The 24,179-nt window shown below is 48.6% G+C and carries 18 protein-coding genes; 9 read left to right on the forward strand and 9 right to left on the reverse strand.

The features are described from left to right. Nucleotides 1–22: 22 nt before the first annotated feature. Nucleotides 23–1,204: a TlpA family protein disulfide reductase gene (locus WKT13_RS11850; protein WP_340324036.1), complete on the reverse strand. Its 1,182-nt coding sequence runs from the start codon at nucleotides 1,202–1,204 to the stop codon at nucleotides 23–25. Between the two features lie 1,114 nt (nucleotides 1,205–2,318). Between WKT13_RS11850 and WKT13_RS11855 the strand changes: the two genes are divergently transcribed. After that, entirely contained in the window at nucleotides 2,319–3,395 is a 1,077-nt protein-coding gene (locus WKT13_RS11855; protein ID WP_340324037.1) for a M20 family metallo-hydrolase, read from the forward strand. Nucleotides 3,396–3,539: 144 nt separating this feature from the next. Here WKT13_RS11855 and WKT13_RS11860 read toward each other — a convergent pair whose 3' ends face one another. The 4 genes from WKT13_RS11860 to dut form a co-directional block, all read right to left on the reverse strand. Continuing rightward, a complete protein-coding gene (locus WKT13_RS11860) occupies nucleotides 3,540–5,147 on the reverse strand; it encodes a murein hydrolase activator EnvC family protein (protein WP_298618307.1) in 1,608 nt (535 codons plus the stop codon). Continuing rightward, nucleotides 5,148–6,032: a DUF4292 domain-containing protein gene (locus tag WKT13_RS11865; RefSeq protein WP_340324038.1), complete on the reverse strand. Its 885-nt coding sequence runs from the start codon at nucleotides 6,030–6,032 to the stop codon at nucleotides 5,148–5,150. Nucleotides 6,033–6,222: 190 nt separating this feature from the next. Beyond that, nucleotides 6,223–8,001, reverse strand: a complete 1,779-nt coding sequence (locus WKT13_RS11870; protein ID WP_340324039.1) for a tetratricopeptide repeat protein — start codon at nucleotides 7,999–8,001, stop codon at nucleotides 6,223–6,225. A gap of 5 nt (nucleotides 8,002–8,006) precedes the next feature. Next, nucleotides 8,007–8,444 (reverse strand): dUTP diphosphatase, encoded by a 438-nt coding sequence (gene dut / locus WKT13_RS11875; protein ID WP_298618304.1) that lies wholly within the window; start codon nucleotides 8,442–8,444, stop codon nucleotides 8,007–8,009. A gap of 228 nt (nucleotides 8,445–8,672) precedes the next feature. Here dut and dgt point away from each other — a divergent pair, with 228 nt between their 5' ends. Next, entirely contained in the window at nucleotides 8,673–10,010 is a 1,338-nt protein-coding gene (gene dgt / locus WKT13_RS11880; protein ID WP_340324067.1) for a dGTP triphosphohydrolase, read from the forward strand. Between the two features lie 1,065 nt (nucleotides 10,011–11,075). On the opposite strand, the gene WKT13_RS11885 is transcribed toward dgt, so the two are convergent. From WKT13_RS11885 to WKT13_RS11900, 4 genes are all read right to left on the reverse strand, one after another. Further along, nucleotides 11,076–12,914 (reverse strand): glycoside hydrolase family 2 protein, encoded by a 1,839-nt coding sequence (locus tag WKT13_RS11885; protein ID WP_445323603.1) that lies wholly within the window; start codon nucleotides 12,912–12,914, stop codon nucleotides 11,076–11,078. A 302-nt stretch (nucleotides 12,915–13,216) separates the two neighbouring features. Next, nucleotides 13,217–14,209 (reverse strand): GNAT family N-acetyltransferase, encoded by a 993-nt coding sequence (locus tag WKT13_RS11890; RefSeq protein WP_298618303.1) that lies wholly within the window; start codon nucleotides 14,207–14,209, stop codon nucleotides 13,217–13,219. Nucleotides 14,210–14,270: 61 nt separating this feature from the next. Continuing rightward, a complete protein-coding gene (locus WKT13_RS11895; RefSeq protein ID WP_340324040.1) occupies nucleotides 14,271–15,098 on the reverse strand; it encodes a 1-acyl-sn-glycerol-3-phosphate acyltransferase in 828 nt (275 codons plus the stop codon). Between the two features lie 121 nt (nucleotides 15,099–15,219). Then, nucleotides 15,220–15,414, reverse strand: coding sequence for a hypothetical protein (locus tag WKT13_RS11900; RefSeq protein WP_340324041.1), 195 nt, complete (start codon nucleotides 15,412–15,414; stop codon nucleotides 15,220–15,222). A 459-nt stretch (nucleotides 15,415–15,873) separates the two neighbouring features. On the opposite strand from WKT13_RS11900, the gene mraZ reads away from it, so the two are divergent. The 7 genes from mraZ to murD all read left to right on the forward strand — a co-directional run bounded on the left by mraZ (nucleotide 15,874) and on the right by murD (nucleotide 24,140). Next, entirely contained in the window at nucleotides 15,874–16,359 is a 486-nt protein-coding gene (gene mraZ / locus WKT13_RS11905) for a division/cell wall cluster transcriptional repressor MraZ (protein ID WP_298618326.1), read from the forward strand. Nucleotides 16,360–16,366: 7 nt separating this feature from the next. After that, nucleotides 16,367–17,284 (forward strand): 16S rRNA (cytosine(1402)-N(4))-methyltransferase RsmH, encoded by a 918-nt coding sequence (gene rsmH / locus WKT13_RS11910; protein WP_340324068.1) that lies wholly within the window; start codon nucleotides 16,367–16,369, stop codon nucleotides 17,282–17,284. Then, nucleotides 17,281–17,796 carry an FtsL-like putative cell division protein gene (locus WKT13_RS11915; protein WP_340324042.1) on the forward strand — a complete coding sequence of 172 codons (516 nt, stop codon included), beginning with the start codon at nucleotides 17,281–17,283 and terminating at the stop codon, nucleotides 17,794–17,796. Before rsmH ends, WKT13_RS11915 begins: the two co-directional genes overlap by 4 nt. Next, nucleotides 17,789–19,942, forward strand: a complete 2,154-nt coding sequence (locus WKT13_RS11920) for a penicillin-binding transpeptidase domain-containing protein (protein ID WP_298618300.1) — start codon at nucleotides 17,789–17,791, stop codon at nucleotides 19,940–19,942. Before WKT13_RS11915 ends, WKT13_RS11920 begins: the two co-directional genes overlap by 8 nt. 35 nt (nucleotides 19,943–19,977) lie before the next feature. Further along, on the forward strand, nucleotides 19,978–21,444 hold the full coding sequence (locus tag WKT13_RS11925; RefSeq protein WP_340324043.1) for a UDP-N-acetylmuramoyl-L-alanyl-D-glutamate--2,6-diaminopimelate ligase: 1,467 nt from the start codon (nucleotides 19,978–19,980) through the stop codon (nucleotides 21,442–21,444). Between the two features lie 65 nt (nucleotides 21,445–21,509). After that, a complete protein-coding gene (gene mraY / locus WKT13_RS11930) occupies nucleotides 21,510–22,778 on the forward strand; it encodes a phospho-N-acetylmuramoyl-pentapeptide-transferase (protein ID WP_340324044.1) in 1,269 nt (422 codons plus the stop codon). Nucleotides 22,779–22,808: 30 nt separating this feature from the next. Further along, nucleotides 22,809–24,140, forward strand: coding sequence for a UDP-N-acetylmuramoyl-L-alanine--D-glutamate ligase (gene murD / locus WKT13_RS11935; protein WP_340324045.1), 1,332 nt, complete (start codon nucleotides 22,809–22,811; stop codon nucleotides 24,138–24,140). Nucleotides 24,141–24,179 lie beyond the last annotated feature (39 nt).

The raw sequence follows: 24,179 nt of genomic DNA on the forward strand, positions 1-24,179 counted from the left end.
TGTATTATGTACAGATGTTATGTCATTTGCCGAAAAGACTGTCCAGTCGGTTGTAGAGTTCGGGTGACTCACCCACGAATATCTCCACGAGTTTGCCTTCCGGATCTATCAGTATTTTGGTAGGGAATCCGCTGATGGCATAGTCGTTGGTAATAGTGGAGGCTTTATCGGCGTAGAGGTTTGTCCACGGCAGCCCGTGCTCCTTGACACCCTGGCGCCATTTGGCTTCGGTGTCGCCGCAGTCCACACCCACAAATTCTATTTTGGAACTGTATTTGGCATAATATTTCTTCATGTCGGGAATACCCTTTATGCACCATCCGCACCATGTTCCCCAGAAATCGAGAAGCAGATATTTGCCTTTGAAGTCAGCAGGCGACATCACTTTGCCCTCCAGATTCTTGAGCTTGAAGTCGGGTGCCGGCATGCCTTTCTGCATTTTTGTTTTCGCTATTTCCTTTGCCTTTCTGTCGTTATAGGCTTTCTCTATTCTGAGAATCATACTTTTGAGATGTCCCTGTTTCACGTTGTCGCTCAAAAGTGCTACAGCCTCGACGCCTTTCTCCAGTGGAAGTCGTGTGGCAAGATATCCTGAGGCTATGTTTCCGGGATTGGCCTTGATGTAGTCTATTATAATTCCAGCCTCCTTGCCGGCGCAGTCTTCAAACTTCTTTCGTATTGCGTCGAGCTCTTCCTGCGTAGGTTTTCTGCCTTTTGCGTATAGTGCGCTGCTCTCGTCGAACAATCCTCTTCTTTCTTTTTCTATCTCTTTCAGTGCGGCAATGCCGTTGAGCTGGTCATACAGCTGTGTTCCGCTTATGGAGAATCTGTTTATCTCGCCGTTTACTGTCATATTGTCGCCGGGTAGGAAAATGATTTTCTCGGTAGCGAGAGATACGGCTGCCATTGCTGCCTTGTCCGATTTTCCCGACTGTGAGATAAGCGGACTCAATACGATTGTCATAGGAACGTTTTGCTCGATACGTGTTTTGAACACGCCATCTTCCATTGCAATGGTGTCGGTGAAGAGCCTTTCGGACGTGTTGAGATCGTATCCCAGCGAAATCAATGTGTCGCTTTCCACTCCGATGATGTGTCCCTGAAAGTTGCAGGCTTTCTCTGTCTGCGCGAAAGAGAACAGTGGGAGTGTGGAGAATAAAACTGTTGTGAGTGTTGCATGCACACTTCTTGTTGATTTGTTCATATTACACAGAATGTGATGTTTATTGTTTTTGTAGTGTTGAAAAGACAGGTCTTTCAGATGTTCCGCGCAAAAATTCCGATATGCAGTGCCGGTAGTATGTCGTCGTGGCACGTTTTGTGTAACTGCACATTATGCGAAGCGCAGAACATAAAGTCGTGCAAAGGTAGTTATAAAAGCGGTACATGCAAAATTTCGCCATGCTTATTTCTATGCTGTCTGGTCTTTGGTGTGTTCGCTGTGTTACGTGTGTAAGTTGCTGGTGTCTGCGTGTCGAATGCGGTTGTTGGGCATGCGTTCCTGTCGGATGTTTCTGAATAAATATTCATTTGCGGACCAAGGTTTATGCATAAACGTAATGAATCAACTCGCAGAGAATAGCCTTACTATGAATGCAGACGTTTTGGGAGACGTATGGATGAGTTTCAGAAACTGCGCGTAAATGGCTGATAAATAGTGTATTGTGTTGAGTTACGGTTCGGCGGACCTTTTGCGGTGTTGCGGAATGGGCTTTATCGTGGTGTGAAACAGGCCGTTTCGTGGCCTGATATGCACTTTATCACGGCCTGAAATGTACTTTTTTGAGACTCAATAAAGCCTTTTTCGCAGGTCATAATGGTCCGGATAATGTAGTGAGCATATTGATACTGGATTTTTATATAATTATTCGGTACTTCCCGTTCCTCTTTTTAAGAAATCTGTTATAAAAGTTTTTTACTGCCGATATTGTATTTTTATGCATTATGTGGAGTGTGTTTTGCATAAGTTGCAAGTCATGTATTCATGCCATATAATGCGGTTCGGCAAATCCGAAAGTTGAAAAACGTCATTTTTCTTTTGTCGTTGCAGCCGTCTTTCGCTATCTTTGCATAAGATAGGATGCGGCTCGGCAGTGTCAAAGGTGTAAAAACACGGTTTTTCCACTTCATCATTGCGCTCGCCTTTCACTATCTTTGCACAAGATTGGATGCGGCTCGGCAAAAGCAATTCTGGTAAAACTTCGTTTCCCCGTCTTGTCTTTGTACTCACCTTTCACTATCTTTGCAACATGACATGCAGATGAGGCTGCAGAAGGGAAAGGAAACTCTGCGTCTTGCACAATTATATTATCATCATTATGGACAATAGAGATTATGCGGGCGATGCCGTGGCATTGCTCAAAAAACTGATATCCGTGCCGTCGGTGAGTCGTTCGGAAGAGAAGGCCGCCGACGTGATGGAGAGTGCGCTAAAGGAGTGGGGCATGACGTGTCGGCGCGCAGGAAACAATGTGTGGGTGACTGACAGCAATTACGATGAGCGCAGGCCCACGCTATTGCTCAATGCTCACATAGACACTGTGAGGCCGGTGGACTCGTGGACGCGCGACCCATACGAACCACAGGTAGAGGGCGACCGCTTATACGGACTGGGCAGTAATGACTGTGGAGGCGGACTTGTGGCGCTCCTGCAGGTGTTCCGCATAATGTCGGGACGGCGCAGAAGTTATAATATGGTGTATCTGGCGTCGGCCGAGGAAGAGGTGTCCGGTGCATCGGGCATATCCATGGTGCTGCCACAACTGCCACACATCGACGTGGCGATAGTGGGCGAACCCACACGCATGCAGCCCGCTGTGGCAGAGAAAGGACTGATGGTGCTCGACGTCACGGCCCGGGGCAAGTCCGGACATGCAGCCCGCGGCGAAGGCGTGAACGCCATATACGAGGCTTTGGAAGATCTGTGTTGGATGCGAAGCTATAAGTTTGATAAGGTGAGCCGCTTTCTCGGACCTACGCAGATGAACGTGACGGTGATAAACGCCGGTACCCAGCACAACGTGGTGCCCGACCGTTGCACGATGGTAGTGGACGTGCGCACCAACGAGCTTTACACCAATGAGGAAGTGTACGACATAGTGCGCAGCCACCTGAAGAGCGAAGTGAAGGCACATTCGTTCCGTCTTCACTCATCGGGCATCAGCGACGATCACCCTCTTGTGCGCCGTTGCGTGGAGCTGGGCATGACGCCTTTCGGATCGCCTACGCTCAGCGACCAGGCTCTTATGCCGTTCGACTCGCTGAAGATAGGACCGGGCGACTCGGCGCGTTCGCATTCGGCCGACGAGTATATATGCCTTAGCGAGATAGCTGATGCCATAGACGTGTATGTGCGGATGCTCGACGGACTCGATCTCGGCGGACAGACTGTATGACGGAAAAATGAAAAACGAAAAAGGATAAGCAAAAAAATCCCCGCGCCTGATGGTGCGGGGATTTTCTGTATATATGTTTTATGCAGGTCTGTTGCATGTGTTGTCATGAACGGAATACTCTTTTCCGCAGTCCGGTTCGGCTCATTATCTGAGCCATGACTCCGGATTCAGCTTCTCAAGATTGCGGCGCAGCTGGAATTGCAGTATGTTGTCGCGTGCTACAGTACCGAGTTGCTGACCTGTAGATACGCTCTGTCCGCGGTGCACGCTTACGGAGCTGAGGTTGCAGTATACGGAGATGTAGATTCCGTGGCGTACCATTACGACCATCGAACCGCCGAATCCGAACACCGCGCTCACCTCTCCGTTGAATATGGCGCGGGCCTTGCAGCCCGGACTTCCAAGGATGTTGATACCCTTGTTGTCGATAGTCACGCCCTTGAGGCCCTCCACGTTGTTTTGTCCGAAGTGGCTTACAATGCGGTAGGTGCCGGTGATAGGCATTGGCAGGCGTCCGCGGTTGGCTTCGAAACTGCCGCTCAGTTTGCGGTCGGCGCTGCTCACAGTCGAGCTTGTTGTGGCGCGACGCTTCTCGCGTGCCATCTCCTCGCGGTTGCGACGCTCGTCGGCCTCGGCCTTGCGTTCGGCCGCTTCGCGTTCGGCTGTTGCCTCACGTGCTTTCTGCATTGCTTTCTCGCGTGCACGCTCGTTGTCGCGTTCGGCAGCCTTCCTTGCTGCCTCCTTCATCTTCTCCTCACGCTTGCGTGCCTCGGCTATGCGTTTGGCGTTCTCTCTTGCCTCGGCTTCGGCAGCCGCTTTTCTGCGTGCCAGTTCTTCGGCGCGTTTCTTTCTGGCCTCTTCCTCAGCCTTGCGCTTGGCTTCAGCTTCGGCGCGTGCCTTGGCTTTGGCCACTTCCTCGGCGATGAGGCGGTCTATCTGAGCGTTCAGCGCGGCGTCTTCCTTGCGCTGTTTGTCTATGAGCTGTTGTATGGTGCGCTGCTGTTTCTGCAGTGTCTTCACCATTTTCTGCTGCTCGTCCTTCTGTCCTTCGAGCGACTCGCGCTCTCTCTGTCCTTTGTTCAGAAGGCTGTTTTTCTGGTTCTTCACCTGTTGCAGCTGTGTCTGTTTCTCACGCACCTGCTCCTGTTTCGACTTAACCATCTCGCCCTGTGCACGCTGGTATGCTGCATATTCGCGCACGAAGCGCATGCGGCGGTACATCTGTGTGAAGCTCTCGGCCGAGAATATGAACATGAGACGGTCCTGCACGGTGTGCCGGCGTGTGATGTATCTCATCGACTTTATGTATTTCGCCTTGCGTTCCTTCAGCTGGCGTTCGAGCGTTTTGAGCTGCGCGTTGAGTATCTTTATGTTGTTGTCGAGTGTCTTTATCTCGCTTTCTATCTGCCGGATGTTTTTCTCGTGTTTGTCAATCTCGCTGTTTATCACCAGAAGATTCTGCAGACGCTTCTGCACATCAGCCTTGTTGGTGCGCAGAGCCTTCTCCTGCTGCTTGATGTTTTTCTGCAGCTGCGAGCGCTTTGACTGCAGACCCTTTATGGAAGAGTTGCTGTATGTGGCCGTCTTTTTTGTTGACGAGGTCTTCTTTTTGCTCTGTGTGGTGCGTTTTGAAGTCGTCTTCTTTTTTGTGGCCGTGGTTGTTGTCTTCTTGGTCTGAGTGGTGCGCTTGGTCTGTGCCGGCAGTGTCATGGCCAGCGCGAGAATGAGAAATATGGAGAAAATACGTTTCATTTAAAGGCTCAATAGTTTTTTTATTATTTCGTCGGTGCTTACCTTCTTGTATTTTGACGATATTGTGGTCTTCGTGTCCCATTTGGAGTCGTCCTTCACTTCGCTCATCCTGATGCTCACGGTTGCTTCCTGCTGTCTGTTTGTAGCCGTGGTGGTGAACTTGAATGTCTGGAGCGACGGGAAAAGTTTCACTCCCACGCTCTTGAAGTTGGCGTACTTCCAGTTGAGTGTCGATGTTCCGTGCGTGGCGCTGCGGTAGGCCACGTTGGCTTCGGTTATCTGTCCGTCGCTCTTGCCGGCATTCCATGTGAAGGTCATGTTGCCGTTGGTGAATGTTATTGGCAGAGTCTGTCCGGCGGCATTGGTATCCACCTCGAACTTGCGGAGGGCCGACTCGCTCACTTTTTCCTCACCCGGCAGGAACAGACGGTTCCAGAACAGGGCCTGCAGAGTGTAGAAGTTGATGCCGTTGTTTTTGAGAAACGCCACCTGGTCGTAACCGGCCTGTATGTATTCTTTGTGCATGCGGTCGATTATGAGCACCTGGTCGGGTGTGAATTCTATGCGGCCTATCTCGCTGCCGAGCAGCGGAATGAATATCTGCAGTCTGATGATCTCGTTCTCGCGCATGTGTACCGAGCCCGGCACGGACACGTCGTTGCCCTTTGTCTGGATGCTGAAAGTCATGTTGCCCACGATGTTCTTGGCATATACACGGCTGTCGGCTACTTTCTGCATGAACGCGAGTTTCTCTATTCCTGCAGTCTGCTGTCCGCCGGTGGTGACGGAGGCGTCCTTCTGTCCGCTGTCTGACACGATGGATTTCTTGCTTGCGCACGATGCGAGCAGGAGCAGAAGCGGAAGTATCAGTCTGAATGATTTCATATCATGAATGGTTTGTTGTTGTGTGGTATGCGGAAGAATGTGCGGCGGTTTGCGGCGCGATGCTGTGTCTCTGAACATGTCTTGCCGGCCGTATGTTGTCTGGAGGCCGTATTGAAGAGTCATCAGTGTGTGGTGGCCCTGCCACCGGGCTGTGGTGGAAACTTCCGTCCGGAAGTACGGCTTGCCGCGCTCACTTCTTCTTTATGTATTTTCTCTGCTTTATCTTTTTCTTCAGTATTGCTTTCTCGCCGCCCATGCTGAGCGCTTTCTCCCAGTATTCCACAGCCTTGGTCATATCGCCGTTCATGGCGTATATGTCGCCGGCGTGTTCTATTACAACCGCACTGATGGTGCTGTCTGTTTCTGCTGCCAGCGCCTGATCTATGAAACTCTTGGCCTCGCTGTAGCGTCCTTTCAGGAAAAGAATCCATGCATAGGTGTCAAGATATGTGGCGTTGCTCGGTTCTGCGTTCACTGTCTTGTAGCTCATCTGCTCCGCTTTGTCAAGATCGCGGTTGAGTTCGCTGAGATAGTAAGCGTAGTTGTTGAGGCAGGCAATGTTGTCTTCCTGCCACTGCAGGCAGCTGTCGTAGGCAGCGAAAGCCTCTTCGGGCATGCCTTTCTTATAAAGTATGTCGCCCATGATGGCGTAGAAGTCTGATACGATGGCCGGATCGCTTTCGTCGTTTATCTCGTCCACACCTCTTTTCAGGGCGTCGAGGGCTTTGTCATCGTCGTCTTTCTGGAAGTAGGCGAGTCCCATGAAGTAGTACAGGGTCATGTCCTCAGGGTTGTAGAGCACCGACTGTGTACACAGATTCACGATGTCGTCCCATTTCTGCTTGTTCCAATAAGACTCTATGAGCTTCTTTGTGGCGTAGGTGTTTTCGGGTGCCACGCTCAGTACATATTTGAAAGCGTTGTTCACGGTGTCCTCCGGCATCTTCTTGAGTTCCATGTATGCAGCTTTCAGTGTGGCGATGTCGGCGTCGGACTTGTCCGATGCTATCACCTTGTCGAACATCTCGAGTATGGCAATGCTGTCGCCACCGCTCTTCTCGCTTTCCTTTATCAGCTGGTTGAGCATTGATATTTTGGTCTTCGAAGATGTCTTTTTGTTGAGCAGTATGCCGTCGCGCACGATTGTCGCGAGCGAATCCTGGCCTGACGAGCGGTAGTAGTCGTACATCGAACTCTGGGCCGCTTCGTTGTCCGGATCGTCTTTCAGTGCGGCGGTGAGCATATCGTAGGCTTCCTTTTCCTTGCCTTTCTGCAGCAGCCAGTTGCCGTACATCACTTTGTAGATGGCGTCGTTAGGATGGGTTTCGGTGAGTGACTTGAGCATCTTTTCCGCCATTTTCTTGTCGCCTTTCATCTCGTAGACGTTCATTTTGGCAAGAGTCAGCTCGTCGCTACTTCCTTCTATCTGCTCGATACGGGTAAGGGCGTCGAGCATGTTTTTGTAGTCCTTTTTCTGATTATACAGCTGCACAAGAACGTTGAGCACGTCGCTGCGGTCCTTGTGGTGCTCAAACAGGTTTTCGTATGCCGTTATGGCCTTGTCGTAGTTGCCGGAGCCGATGTAGTATTGTGCCACCCGTTCCTGATAGGTGTCATTCTCCGGATTGAGCGAAGCGGCTTTCTCTATGTCGCGCAAGGCCAGCGAGTCCATCTGCATCTCGGAGAAATATGACGCTCTGGCGTAATAGGCCTCGGCTGCGTCGGGCTTTATCTCCAGACAATGGTTCAGCAGTTCGAATGCCGCGTCGTACTCGCCTGCATTCTGTTTGCGGATGGCTTCGATGAAGAAATAGTCATACCGGCGCCTGTCGTTGTAGGAAAGACTGTCGCCGGAAGCCGTCGGTGTGTTGTTTTCATTGCTGCCATGAACTGTCATAGGCAATATCGCACCGAGCAATATCGCCGATATGATGACGAGCGGCAGTTTGTTTATCGATGATTTAGACATTGTTCTTACTTGACTCCTGTGTGTCCGTATCCGCCTTCACCGCGCTCTGTGGTGTCCAGCTCGTCCACTATTTCGAATTCGCCCTGTTCGTGGCGTGCTATCACCATCTGTGCAATGCGTTCTCCGTCGGTGATGACAAAATCCTTGTCGGACAGGTTTATCAGCAGCACACCTATCTCGCCGCGGTAGTCGGCGTCGATTGTTCCGGGACTGTTCAGCACGGTTATGCCGTGTTTGAGTGCGAGTCCGCTGCGCGGTCTCACCTGTGCCTCGTATCCGGCAGGCAGCGCTATGTAGAGTCCGGTGGGCACAATGCGGCGTTCCATCGGTCTGAGCACGATGTCCTCACCTATGTTTGCCCGCAGGTCCATTCCGGCACTGAGCGGTGTTGCGTATTCTGGTAACTGTTGATTGCCTTTGTTTACTACTTTGATTTTAATCATCGCCGTTATTGTTTTAGTTTGCAAAAATAACTAATAATATTCACATAACTTAAATTTTAGCATTAAATAATACTTACGGACAACCGGAACGGCAGTTTGCAGGACATTTTATCACAAGACGGCTGGTGTGGGCCGGGAGCAGGACAAAAAAGCAATGATATTTTTGGAAATGGGAATAAATTAGTCTAATTTTGTGTCGTAATGACATCAAAGACTGAATATATGAGAATGGATTGGCACAAACTGATTTCCAACAAGCGTTTCGGACAGGAAGAAAGGCACGCTCAGCGTCATGACGACAGATCGGAGTTCAAGCGCGACTACGACCGCTTGATATTCTCGGCACCGTTCCGCCGCATGCAGAACAAGACGCAGGTGTTCCCGCTTCCGGGCAGTATCTTCGTGCACAACCGGCTTACCCACAGCCTTGAAGTGGCGAGCGTGGGCATGTCACTGGGCAATGACGTGGCGCATGAGATAATAAAACGCGACCCGACACTTGGCGGAACTCTGTTTGAGGAGATCGGAACCATAGTCAGCACCGCCTGTCTTGCTCACGACATGGGTAATCCTCCGTTCGGACACAGCGGCGAGAAGGCCATCCAGGCATTCTTTACTGATGGCGCGGGACAGCGGGTGAAGGATCTCGTGAATCCGGGAATGTGGAACGATATCATACGTTTCGAGGGTAATGCCAATGTGTTCCGCCTGCTTACCCACCGTTTCCGCGGACGCCGTATAGGCGGTTTTGTCATGACATACACGCTTCTTGCAAGTGTGGTGAAATATCCATTCTCGAGCAGTTGTGCCGGTTCTCACGGCAAGTACGGTTTCTTCTGTACGGAGGCCGACGCTTACTGTAAAATCGCCGATGAATTGGGCATAATCCGCAAGTCTGCACCTGGCGAACCGATAAGATACGCACGCCATCCGTTGGTTTATCTTGTAGAGGCGGCGGATGACATCTGTTATGAGATAATGGACATCGAAGACGCCCACAAACTGAAGATTCTCACATACGATGAGACGGAGCGTCTGCTGCTCGGATTCTTTGATGAGGAGACCCGGAAATATCTTCTCCAACGCATAGTGGATGAAGATGTGACCGACGACAACGAAAAGGTGGTGTATATGAGGGCGCGGGTGATAGGCAAACTCGTGGCGGAATGTACACGCGCTTTTGTAGAGCATGAGGACGAGATAATGTCGGGCACGCTCGAAGGAAGTCTTATCGACAACATTGACCCGCTTGTGCGCGATGCCTATAAAGCCTGTGCAAAGCTGAGCTGTGAGAAAATATACAACAGCAAACCGGTGCTCGATGTGGAACTGAGCGGTTATAAAATCATCGAGACACTGATGGAAACGCTGATGGAGGCTGCACTCAGTCCGGAGAAATTCCATTCGGGTCAGCTGCGCAAACGGTTCAGCAGCCAGTATGATATAAACAGTGACGACCTGGAGACACGCATCATGGCCGTGATAGATTTTGTGAGTGGAATGACCGATATATTCGCACTTGACATCTATCAGAAGATAAACGGCACTTCGCTTCCTATTGTCTGAAACGTATGCCGGCAGTTTTCCGCACACAGGAAAAATCCGCTGTGTGCGACGGAAAGGCCTTTGCTCTTTTGTCGTAGGAAGGAATGAATGCGATGGAATGGCACTTTTTACGGTTTTATGGGGCTTTTATGGTTTGTTAGGAACAGTTGTTCTGAATAATAAAAGCATCGATGAAATGGCGGAAAAGTGTCGGAATCGTGGATTGACGGAAATTCTGTGGAGATTGGTTTTATTTATGAAGTATTGCGGGAAAAGGAAAAATTCCGGACATGCGTAGAGGTTTGGATATAGGCTGCACATGTGTTCGCATAGCAATAAATTCACGTTGCCACTACTGATAAATTCTTACCGCAAGAATAATGCATATTTTCCGTGTGTAATCTTACCCGTAAGATGGGTCTTTTTAGAGAAAACTCGAGTGCTGGACTTACAGTTTTTCTTGACTTTTTTTTGACAAAATAAAATCGCAAAAGAGATGTAAAGAAATGTTAAATACTATATAAAGAAGGCCGGTTCGCTTCGTACAGACTTATGTCATACCCTGTTGTGGAGTACCGGATAATTCATTATGCGTTCTGATAATGCCCGTTTCATGGTCTGATTCAGTCTATTTTAGGGTGTGATCTGGTTAATTTCAGCCCCAGATATGGGCTTAACCGTATGCTGAAACAGTGCTTATCGCAGGACGAAGAAATATGTATCAGACATAAGTCTTTGCTATTCAGTTACTTGCATTATCCTCTCATATTTCGTGTATTTGCGTCCGATGGTGAGTCAGTCCGCAAATTCTCGCTTATTTTTGTGGGTAGAACAGAAAACTCGGACGGAGAAATCACAGGATACTGAAAATCTGTAACTGGCCCGATTTATTCTTTTTCAACATAAAGCAATAATACCGGTACGGGCTTGATGCCACTGTTGTTTATTGCAGGCAATCACAGTGGAATTTATGCAGAACAGGAAACAGACCTTGTGACAGAGAATAACGGGTATCTGAAATAAAGGGGAAATAAAAAACCGGAGCGCAGAAAGCGTCTCCGGTTTTCTTGTATTGTAGGGCTATTATTAATAGCTCAGATCCTGCGGATTCTCGATAATAGAAGGTATTCTTTCGAAGATTTCCTTGATGCGTTTCATGTCGAACTTCGGAGTACGGTCGTAATAGTAGATACCGTTCTGCTCCTGTTCAACGTCGGTGAGCTGTGTATAGCAGAAGCCAACCACGTGCTTGCTGTCCTTCAGAGCGTCAACCTCAGCTTGGAGAATCTTGTAGAATTCTTCCATAGACTTGATTTCAGAGCCGTAGCCCCAAGAGTTGCCCTTGCGCTCAGATTCGCGTATCCATGCAAGACCGCCGAATTCATCGACCATATAAGGCTGTCCGTCGTAGCATGCGAGCCAGTCCTTGCGATCCATTGTGTTGCGGTAAGGCTCCTTGCCGTTCTCGAATGTGAAGGCCTGTTTGAGTCTTTCCGGATCGCGCTCGTAGTTGTGAACGCTCCAGATGTCTGTTTTCACGTGGCAGTCACCGCTGGCATCGTTCACCGGACGTGTGCTGTCCATAGCCTTTGTGATGTTGTATACGTCTTCTACAAAGCGTGTGTAAACGCCAGAGTTATTGGCATCCCATGTCTCGTTGAGCGGAGTCCATGTAACGAGTGACGGGTGGTTGCGGTCGCGCTCCACGAGTTCTGTCCACTCAGAGATGAAGTTGCGTGCTGCCAGCTCGTTGTTTACGTCGATACCCCAGCTTGCAGACTCGCCCCATGTGAGGTAGCCCAGCTTGTCAGCCCAGTAATAATAGCGCTCCTCGAAGCTCTTCTGATGCAGACGTGCACCGTTGAAACCGGCTTCTTTTCCAAGTTCGATGTCTCTTTTGAGAGCCTCGTCAGTAGGTGCAGTCCAGATGCCGTCAGGATAATATCCCTGGTCGAGCACGAGGCGCTGGAAGTATGGTTTGTTGTTCAGATAGAAATATCCGTTTGCGATGTGCACCTTGCGCATACCGGCGTAAGACTTCACTTCGTCTATGGTCTTGCCGTCCTTCACTACTTTGTAAGTAACGTCGTAGAGGAACGGAGACTCAGGACTCCACAGCTTCATGTTCTTTACAGGCAGTACGATAACGGAGTTGTTTGTGCAGTTGACTGTCTTTGAAGCTACAGCCTTCTTGCCGTCGTATATTGTCACAACCAGTTTGTTTGTGTTGCTCTCCTGATAGAACTGCGGATAAATGACGAGCTGCTTCTGGTCGATGTCCGGAGTTGCGAATACAGACTTCAGACCTTCTTTTGCTACAGCTTCCATCCATACTGTCTGCCAGATACCTGTCACACGTGTGTAGTTGCATCCTGCAGAGAAGAAACCGAAACTCTGCTTGCCTCCCGGCTGCTTGCGGTCGCGCAGGTTGTCGTTCACGAGCACTACGAGGTTGTGCTGCTGGCCGGCCTTCACGAATTTTGTGATGTCGCATGAGAACGAAGAACCTGTGCCGAAGTGGCGGCGTACGAGTTTACCGTCGATGAAGATGTGTGATTCATAGTCCACTGCTCCGAAGTTGAGCAATATCTTCTTTCCTTCCCATCCTGCTGGGATGTTGATCTTGCGCTGATACCAGATGGTATTGATGAAATCGGTGTATTTCACTCCTGAGAGCGAACTTTCCGGACAGAATGGTACGGTGATCTTGCCGTCGAATGCGGCGGTGTTCTGCCATCCTTTGTCTCTTCCTGTGCGGCCGAAGTCGAATGAGTAGGTCCATGTTCCGTTGAGATTGACCCATTCGCTACGTTCGAATTGCGGACGCGGATACTCCGGTCTCGGAGTCTGTGCTTTTGTAGTCATGCTGCCGGATAACATCATTGCAGCTACAGCAAAAGCAGATACAAGCGTTTTGACGTTCATAAAAAATTGTTTTTACTGTTAAGTTGATAAATTAGGTTGTTAAAAAATTTCAGCTTCGGTGTGATTGTAAAAAGCAGAAGCCGGCTGGTAGTGTGCCGGTTTCGTGTTCTGTATTGGGTTTGTCAACGGGTGCGTGGAGTGCACGCACCCGTTTCCTGTATGTTCAGCATACTGCAGCGGTCGGTCTGTATGTGTTTTCGCGTGCTGCAATACAATGTTTGTGACGTTAGGTAAGGTTAGGAATGTAGGGTATGATTTGTTATGGGTGTACACACCTTGATGTGACGGAAGTGGTTGTCACGTTATTCCTTTTCCTTGTATATCACGGTGTTGGCTCCGCTTGTTATCTTCAGCGCTTCCGGATGTTCCTTTATGAAGGAGTCGATGTGGCGTATGCGTTTCTCTTCGAGAATTTCGTCCACGGTTATAAGAATACCGGTTTCCTCCACATCGCCGAATCCGTAGTTGATGGCTGTGCCGAAGAGTTTCATTGTCGGGCTGAGTCCCATGTAAGCGTTTACTAGTGGCGGGATGTTATAGCCAAGCTTGCGTATTTCGCGGTTGAGTATTCTGTAATCCTTTTTGAAGTCGTCTTCGCAGAAAAGTTCTCTCAATTCGTTCTCGTCAGTTTCGATTTTCAGCGGTTTCATCGGTATGATGAGGTTCTCCTTGTCGTCGAAGTGCTTTTTCAGGAAATAGAGAATCATGTCTCTTCCGCGTCTGATGTACGACGGATACATGGTCATCTTGCCGAAGAAATATTTTATGTTCGGACGAATAACTGTCAGAGCACCGAGACCGTCCCAAAGGTTGTCGAGAGCGAAAAGACTTTTTGAGCCCATCTTCGAACTCTGATACTCAGGAGAGACGAATGAGCGTCCCAGTTCCACTGTGTATGGCATGTAGTCGTTGATGAACCTGTCGGAGAAGTGGAACATGTGGCTGGTGGCGAGCTTGGGCTGTCCGTTGTCGTTGAGTTTCCAGTCTGTTCCGAGCATATAGCGGTAGCCTCCGATTATCTCTTCTGCTTCAGGATTCCATACGATGAGCTGTTTGTAGCAGTTTTCGCCCACGTCGAATTCGTCTATATCCATTGATTTTCCCGTTCCGCCTCCTGCTTCGCGGAATGCTATTTCGCGCAGTCGTCCGATTTCCTTCATCACGTTCGGCGAGTTGTTTGCTGTGACGACATATATTTCGTTGTGACTTTTGTTTGTCATGCGCAGCTGTCTCTCAGGTGTGAGCTCGCTTTTGATGAGTTCTTTGCTGATCGGTTGGATTATTGCTTCTTCCATTTTTGTTAGTTTATGATATGGATATTTCAGTTCGGGTAATTGCGTAGTCCGAGGCCGGATGTCATAGTTTGTAAACCTCGTCCTGTACGTATTTTGCCCATTCCATCGCTGTTTTCGATTTGTCGAAGGTCTGCCACGGTATCGGCTTTCCTATTGCCACGCGGAATGTCTTGTGCACGTTTTTGTACATTTCATCGACAAGAAATAGCATTGCGATGTTGAATTTTATGTTCAGTGCCTTGCATATGTTGGCCAGACCATAGAAAAAGTTGGAGTTGCGTCCGCCGAAGTGTATCGGCACAATGTCGCGGTGTGTCTCCACGCTTTTTGTTATGAATGTCTTTTTCCACGGCAGATCGTGTATCTGTCCGTCAATCTTTCGTGAGCATATACCTGCAGGAAACATCAGAATATGATTGTCGCCGGAAAATCCTGCTTCTACCATTTCCGGGAAACTTCGGCTTTGCTTTCCTGTCTTGTTGATTGGAATGCAGAGTGGTGCCAGCCCCGGAAGATTCATCAGCAAGTCGTTCACCAGATATCTGAAGCGTCCGTCGTAGTGGCGGCCTATGATTGCTCCGAGCGCAACACCGTCGACTCCTCCGAGCGGGTGGTTTGATACAAAAGTGTAGAGCCGGCCGTCGTTTTTGTCGGGAAGATTCTCCAATCCTTCTATCTCAAGCGTCATGTCGAGGTATCTGGTGCATTCCTCAAGCCATTCTGTGCCTTTTTTGTCGCGGCTCTCCCATAAAAACCTGTTCACTTCGTCCTGGTGTATGATGTGCTTCAGCCATCTCACAGCAATCGCCGGCACATATTTGGCTTTCGCACCCATCTTCTCGTGGATGATTTTGTCAAGGTCTATGGTTCTCTCTGTTGTTTCGAGCATTCGTGTATTTAACATTAATGTGGTGCAAAGTTATCATAAGTTTTTTAATATATTCATATTTTTATGTAAAAAAGTTCATTTGTTAGCGTTTTTGACATGACAATGTAAAATATCGGATGTGTTATGCCATCATTTTGAAAAGTGTGTTTTCGGCATTATGCAGGTGTGTCGTGGCGTTGTGTTGTGGTTTATACGGTTGAAGTTTTCTGTCTCGTTTTGTTAACAATTTTAAGTTAATTTGTAAATGAAAAAATATTTTATGGCATGATGGTAAGTCTTCTTGGATTTTTGTTGCGATGCGTTGTTTTTTGTCCATTTCATCGATGTTTTTGCATAAGGCGTATTCCTTTGCTAAGGTTTGAAGGTAATGTCTTTCTATCGGAGGGTATGTTGTAGTTTTTTGTGGGTTTTTCCTGAAATAATAACGTCTTTTCTGTGGCGTATGTTTATGTTGGATTGCTGTGTGTTGTTGTGCAAGTAGCAGGTGTTCATGTGTTTGTGTGTATGAGGCGGTTTGATGGTGATTTCGCTGCTGAAAAGTGCGCCGGGTGTAAGTATGTCTTTGTGGTGGGGTTATTTAACAAAAGCATTTTTATAGTTGATATATTTCAATTATAAAATCGCTTTTCGTAAGCTCGCCGGAGATGTGTTGAAGATGATGTGGTGGTGCTATGGGTAGATTGTAAAAAAATATTTAAATTTTCGTGGAGAATAGTGGGTGAATGTGGTGGATTTTGTGTATCTTTGAAGCCAGATTACGTTTAATTAGGTGAAAGTGCGATTTATCGGTAACATAGAAGCCAGAACCGACGCCAAAGGCCGGGTTTTCCTGCCTGCAGTTTTTCGTAAAGAACTGCAGCCTGCAGGCGAGGAAGGTCTTGTGCTGCGCAAGGATGTTTTTCAGTCGTGCCTTGTGCTTTATCCGGCATCGGTATGGAATGAGCAGATGGATGTGCTTCGCTCGCGGCTAAACCGCTGGAATGCAGCTCATCAGCAGATATTCCGCCAGTTTGTGTCCGATGCAGAAGTCCTGACGATAGATGCCAGTGGTCGCATACTTCTGCCGCGCCGCTATCTTGCGATGGCCGGAATAAGTCAGTCGGTGAGATTCATCGGTATGGGCGACACCATCGAGATATGGAGCAGCGAAGCACTTCAGACGCCGTTTATGGACAGCGCCGAGTTCGGTGCTGCACTTGAGACACTTATGTACGGCGGAACAATTGGTACAGATGAAAACAATACGACAGATAACAGATGAGAACGCCATGCCGGTGGTGGCGGGCACATATCACGTGCCGGTGCTGCTGAAGGAGAGCGTTGACGGACTCGCCATACGCCCAGGAGGAGTGTATGTGGATGTAACGTTCGGTGGTGGTGGGCATTCGAGGGAAATTCTCTCGCGTCTTGATGACAACGGCCGCCTGTTCAGTTTTGATCAGGACGCCGATGCAGAACGCAATATTGTGGATGCCGGAAAAAAGTTCACCTTCGTGCGTAGCAATTTTCGCTATCTTGAGAACTGGATGCGCTATTATGGTGTCGAGCAGATAGACGGTCTGCTGGCTGACCTTGGGGTGTCGTCGCATCATCTTGATGACGAGAGTCGTGGATTCTCTTTCAGGTTTGAGGCTCCGCTCGATATGCGCATGAACAAGCGCTCGGGAAAGACTGCTGCTGACATACTAAACAATTACGATGAGGCTCGTTTGGCTGATGTGATATACATGTACGGTGAACTTCGTCAGTCGAGACGTATCGCGGCTGCCATAGTCAAGGCCCGTTCGAATGCTCCGCTGATTACTACGGGTGACCTGCTGAAGACGGCAGAGCCTTATGTGGGTCGCGGTCGCGAGAAGAAAGACATGGCCCGCCTGTTTCAGGCGCTCCGCATAGAAGTGAATCATGAAATGGACGCTCTGCGCGAAATGCTTTCCGCTGCAGCTCGTCTGTTGCGCCCGGGTGGTCGTCTGTCGGTCATAACTTATCACTCGATAGAAGACCGTATTGTGAAGAATATGATAAAATCCGGCAATGCAGAAGGATGTGTGGAGCAGGATTTCTTCGGTCGTAGGCTTACGCCGTTCCGTCCGGTGGATGGTCGTCTGATTGTGCCTACTGACGAGGAACAGACTGTCAATCCGCGCAGTCGTAGCGCAAAACTGAGAGTAGCAGAGAAGATATGAACGAAGAAGAGAAAAAGAAAGATATAGATCCCGTGGAGGTCATCATGAACATGAAGGACCGTAAGGCGGAACCGGAAACGTCAGAATCAGTCGCTGCTGATGCCGCGCTGGAGGAAGATGTGAAGCCGGAGTCGCTGGCCGATGTCATAAGAGAACATGCCAACGAAGGCGAGGAACCGCTCTCACGCAGTTTTACTTTGGGAAAAATACTCGGTGGTGATATCCTCAACACGGAGCCGATAAGACGACAGATATGGGTGTTCCTGCTCATTACGCTTTTTGTTGTGATATATATATCCAACAGATACAGCTGCCAACAGTATCTCATTCAGATAGATAATCTGACCAAAGAACTTAAGGATGCAAAGTATAAAGCTCTGTCGAGCACGAGTATGCTCACGGAGATGAGCCGCGAGAGCCGTGTGCTGGAACAGCTCAGACTGAGTAAGGATAGCACGTTGCATATTTCAAAACAACCTCCATACATAATAAACGTTCCACAGAATGAGTAAGTTCGATTCAAAGAAAATAACACCCCGTTACAGTTTCATCGCCATTGTGCTCATGTTGGTGGCCGTGTCGGTGGTGGCCAGGGCCATGTACATTATGACTGCCCGCCGCGACTTTTGGCTTGATGTGGCTGACAGAGTGAAGGCCGACAGTGTGACTGTGAAGCCAACGCGCGGCAATATTCTCAGTTGCGACGGACTGCTTATGGCCTCGTCGCTGCCTGAGTATAAGGTTTTCATGGACTTTAAAGCTCTGCGCGAAGCCGGCAATGATTCACTTTGGGAGGCAAAGCTCGATTCAATTACTACAGGGCTGAACGCCATATTTCCGGAGAAAAAGGCGTCGGAGTTCAGAAAACATCTTGAGGAAGGACGTGAGAAGCAGAGCCGTCATTGGGCGATATGGCCAAAGCGTATTAATTATAACACTTATGTGGAAGTGAAATCGCTCCCTGTGTTTAATATGAGACTGAAGTACAGGAGTGGATTCCACTGCGAGGAATTCAATGCCCGTAAGCGTGCATATGGTTCGCTGGCCGGACGTACACTCGGTGAACTGTACGGTGCAAAGGACTCGGCGCGTTATGGACTGGAGTTGGCCTACGACTCAGTGCTGCGTGGTGAAGATGGAATAACACATCGTCGCAAGGTGCTTAACAAGTTCCTGAGCATTATGGATACTCCGCCTGTCGACGGTGCGGATATTGTTACGACAATAGACGTGACTATGCAGGATTTGGCTGAGCGGTCTGTGATAGACGAGCTGAAGGCGATAAACGGCAACGTGGGTGTGGCCATTGTCATGGAAGTGGCTACCGGAGATGTGAAGGCCATTGTGAATATGGAGAAATGTGGCGACGGCGAATACCGCGAGAGAAAAAACCATGCTGTGAGCGACCTGCTCGAACCGGGTTCGGTATTCAAGACTGCTTCCATTATGGTGGCACTCGACGACGGAGTGGTGGATACCACTGCACGTGTGGAGACGGCCGGAGGCGTGTGGCCCATGTATGGCCGCGAGATGCGCGATCATAACTGGCGCCGCGGCGGCTATGGCATGCTGACACTACCGCAGACGCTTATGGTGAGCTCGAATATAGGAGTGAGCCGTATTATCGACGATCATTATAAGGATCATCCGGAGAAATTTGTTGAAGGCATCTACCGTCTTGGGCTTGCCGACGACCTGAAGATTCCGCTTGCCGGATCGTCACCGGCGCGTATAAGAATGCCGAAGAAGGAAGGCCGCCAGTATGTCAACTGGAGTAAGACGTCGCTACCGTGGATGAGTATCGGTTACGAGACACAGATACCGCCAATATCGACTCTTACATTCTATAATGCCATAGCCAACGGTGGACGTATGATGAGGCCGCGCTTTGTGAAGAAGGTGGTGAAGGATGGAGAGGTGATTGCCGAATATCCTCCGCAGGTGATGAGAGAGAGCATTTGCAAGCCTTCAACGCTCGGAAAGATACAGACTATATTGGAAAAGGTGGTGAGTCAGGGACTTGGAAAGAAGGCCGGATCGAAGTCATTCAAGGTGGCCGGAAAGACGGGAACAGCACAGATTTCGCAGGGTGCGGCCGGATATAAGAGTGGCACAGTGAACTATCTGCTCAGTTTTGCCGGATACTTCCCGGCCGACAAGCCGCGCTACAGCTGTATTGTCTGTATACAGAAGTCAGGACTGCCGGCTTCAGGAGGTGGTATGAGCGGTCTGGTGTTCCACAACATAGCCGAAGGAATAATGGCGCAGGACATCAAACTCGATGTACGTGACGCACGTGATTCTACTTCGGTGCTTGTACCAGATGTGAAAAACGGTAATATCCTCGCCGCCGATTATGTGCTCAAGTATCTTGGCTTCAAACCACGTGCCGACTGGAGTGGTTCTTATGCAGATGGCAATCCTATATGGGGTAAGGCGGAGAAAGACGGCAATAATGTAAGTCTCACACGAGAGAAAGTGGGTAATCTGCCCGATATGCCCGATGTGACGGGTATGGGAGCACGTGATGCGGTGTATATACTCGAAAGCCGAGGGCTAAAAGTGAGATTGAAGGGCCGAGGAAAGGTGGTGGAACAGAGTATTCCTGCCGGACGTACTACACGCAAAGGTATGGTATGCCAGCTTGTGCTGGGTTAGGAAAATAACGTTGGAATTGATAAAAACGACAATATATGGAACTGAGAAAACTTATTAAAAACATAAAGCCCGTTGCCATAAAGGGCGATGACGGAGTTGATATCACAGGTGTGAACATCAATTCGCGGCTTATAGAGAAAGGCCATCTTTTTGTGGCAATGAAGGGAACACAGGTAGATGGTCACCGCTTCATAGCCAACGCTGTTGAATCTGGAGCTGTGGCGGTGTTGTGTGAGGATATGCCTGCTGAATCTGCAGAAGGTGTAACCTATGTGCAGGTGGAATCTACGGAAGACGCTGTCGGCAAGGTAGCGACAATGTTCTACGGTGAGCCTTCAAAGAAACTTAAGCTTGTCGGTGTGACCGGTACGAACGGTAAAACAACCATTGCCACCTTATTATATAATATGTTCACAAAGTTGGGACACAAATGCGGACTGCTTTCCACTGTGTGCAACTATATTATTGACGAGAAGATACCAGCTGATCACACTACGCCCGACCCTATAGAACTCAACTCTCTGTTAGCACGCATGGTGGATGCCGGATGTGAGTATGCGTTCATGGAGTGCAGCTCGCACGCCATTGCACAGAAACGTATTGGTGGACTGCACTTTGCCGGCGGACTGTTTACGAACCTCACACGCGATCATTTGGATTATCACAAGACTTTTGAGAACTACCGTGATGCGAAGAAAGCATTTTTCGATGAACTGCCCAAGACGGCTTTTGCCATTACCAATGCCGACGATAAGAACGGAATGGTGATGGTGCAGAATACCAAAGCTGTGGTGAAAACCTATTCCACACGCACTATGGCCGATTTTAAAGGACGTTTGTTGGAGTGTCATTTCGAAGGTATGTATCTTGAAATTGACGGTCGCGAGGTAGGCGTGCAGTTTATAGGAAAATTCAATCTCAGTAATCTGCTTGCCGTTTATGGTGCAGCGGTGATGCTCGGTCAGAAGCCGGAAGGCATCCTGCTGGTACTCAGTACACTGCACAGCGTGAACGGACGACTTGAACCTATACGCTCACCGGAAGGATTTACGGCCATTGTGGACTATGCCCATACACCAGACGCACTGAAGAATGTGCTCAACGCCATACATGAGGTGCTCAATGGACGTGGCAATGTCATAACTGTGTGTGGTGCCGGAGGCAACCGTGATAAGGGCAAACGCCCGCTCATGGCACAGGAGGCTGTGGCACAGAGTGACAGAGTGATAATAACGAGTGACAATCCGCGCTTCGAAGAACCGCAGGATATCATCAATGATATGCTTGCCGGACTGAATGCCCAGCAGATGAAGAAAGTCATAAGTATCGCTGACCGTAGGGAGGCTATACGCACGGCGTGTATGATGGCAAACAAGGGGGATGTAGTGCTTATTGCTGGTAAAGGACATGAGGACTATCAGGAAATAAAAGGTGTGAAGCATCATTTCGACGACCACGAGGTGGTGAGAGAATTCATCGGTATAACAGGCCATGAGGCCTGAAAGACCATGAGGTGAATACAGAGATGATCAAAGTAATAGCGTAAAAACAATAAAACGAAAAGCCAATGTTATATTATTTGTTCAGATTTCTGGAAGAGTATGGTATTTCCGGGGCCCATCTTTGGGGATATATATCGTTCAGATCTCTTCTGGCACTGATGCTCTCGCTCGTTATATCAGCATGGTTCGGTGAGAGATTCATAAAATATCTGCGTTCAAAACAGATTACTGAAACACAGCGTGCAGCCGATATCGATCCGTTCGGAGTCAAAAAAATAGGTGTGCCGTCTATGGGAGGTGTCATCATAATAGTTGCCATTCTTGTTCCTGTGTTGCTGCTCGGTCGTCTGCGCAATATTTATCTTATACTTATGATTGTGACGACCGTGTGGCTTGGAATACTCGGTGGACTGGACGATTACATCAAAATATTCCGTCGCAATAAGGAAGGCCTGAAGGGAAGATATAAGATTGTAGGTCAGGTCAGCATAGGATTGATTGTCGGTCTTGTGTTGTGGATGTCGCCGGATGTGAAGATGAACGAGAATCTTGCCGTAAAACAACAGGGTGAGGAAATTGTTGTCAAACATCGTACGGAAGCTCGTAAGTCTTTGAAAACCACCATTCCGTTTGTTAAAGGCCATAATCTTGACTACTCGCACATCATGGGCTTCTGTGGAAAATACAAGACTGCAGCAGGTTGGATACTCTTTGTTATCATGACAATTCTTGTTGTTACAGCCGTGTCCAACGGTGCCAACCTTAATGATGGTATGGACGGTATGTGTGCGGGAAACTCGGCCATCATCGGTGTGACCATAGGCATACTCGCTTATGTGAGCAGTCACATGGAGTTTGCCAACTATCTTAATATAATGTATATCCCGGGTTCGCAGGAACTTGTGGTGTTTATGTGTGCTTTTGTGGGTGCTCTTATCGGATTTCTTTGGTACAATGCGTATCCGGCCCAGGTGTTTATGGGTGACACAGGCTCGCTTACCATTGGTGGAATTATCGCCGTTTCGGCCATTATCATTCACAAGGAACTTATGCTGCCGATACTCTGTGGCATATTCTTTGTAGAGAGTCTGAGCGTCATACTTCAGGTTTATTATTACAAACTCGGAAAGCGGCGCGGCGTGAAACAGCGTATTTTCAAGCGTACGCCTATCCACGACAACTTCCGCACACAACAGGAAATGCTCGATCCGGAATGTAAATATCTCGTGAAAAAGCCGAAAGGAGCAATTCACGAATCCAAAATTACCATACGTTTCTGGATTATCACGATAATCCTTGCGGCAATGACTATAATTACACTGAAAATAAGATAAAAACGCGGTTGACGTATCAACCATCATGATATGAAAAGAATTGTAGTTCTTGGAGCCGGTGAAAGCGGTGCCGGTGCAGCCGTTTTGGCTAAAAAGGAAGGTTTCGACGTGTTTGTAAGTGACATGTCTGCCATAAAGGACAAGTATAAGAAAGTGCTTGACGATCATGGCATAGAATGGGAGGAGAAACAGCATACGGAGGAGAAAATCCTGAATGCTGATGAGATAATCAAGAGTCCCGGTATACCCAAGGAGGCTCCCATTATAAGAAAAGCCATGGAAAAAGGCATAGGGATAATAAGTGAAATTGAGTTTGCCGGACGTTACACATCGTCGAAAATGATATGCATAACAGGCAGCAATGGTAAGACCACGACAACTTCTCTTATCTATCACATCTTCAAAACAGCCGGACTGGATGTAGGACTGGCAGGAAATATCGGAAATTCGCTTGCTCTTCAGGTGGCCGAGGATCCACATGACTGCTATGTAATAGAGCTTAGTTCGTTCCAGCTTGACGATATGTATGACTTCCGGGCCAATATCGCTATATTACTGAATATAACGCCGGACCACCTCGACCGTTATGACAACTGTATGCAGAACTATATTGATGCAAAAATGCGCATACTGCAGAATCAGACGGATGAAGATTGTTTCATCTATTGGAATGATGATCCGGTGGTTACAAAGGAACTTCCGAAATATGACGTCAGGGTTGCAAGATACGCTTTCTCTGAGACAAAGAATGAAGCATGTGCCGCATTCCTCGACAATGGAATGTATGAGATAAATACTCCCGGATATTTTGAAATGCCGCAGGAGGAACTTTCACTCAGAGGTAAACATAATATGTATAATTCGCTTGCTGCCGGTATAGCTGCGGTGGCTGCGGGAATAGATAGCGAAACGCTGCGTAAATGTTTGGGTGATTTTCCTGGAGTGGAACACCGACTTGAGAAGGTTGCTATAGTTGAAGGCGTGCAATATATTAACGATTCGAAGGCGACTAACGTGGATGCATGCTGGTATGCGCTTGAAAGTATGACCTCTCCGACAGTTCTTATCATTGGCGGAAAGGATAAAGGCAACGACTATAATGAGATAAAGGATATGGTGACGAAGAAGTGCAGAGCTTTGGTTTATCTCGGAGCAGACAATACTAAACTGCATAATTTCTTTGACCGACTCGGACTTCCGGTGCGCGACACGAACAATATGGTAGATTGTGTGAAGGCTTGCCGCGAACTGGCGCAGTCCGGTGATACTGTGCTGTTGAGCCCTTGTTGTGCCAGCTTCGATCTGTTTAAGAATATGGAGGATCGTGGCGAACAGTTCAAGGCTCTTGTAAGAGCGCTTTAGTCCGAAAGGATAAAATTTGAAACAAAAAAAGAATCAACT

The sequence above is a fragment of the Prevotella sp. HCN-7019 genome, assembly GCF_037890215.1.
GTDB lineage: Bacteria > Bacteroidota > Bacteroidia > Bacteroidales > Bacteroidaceae > Prevotella.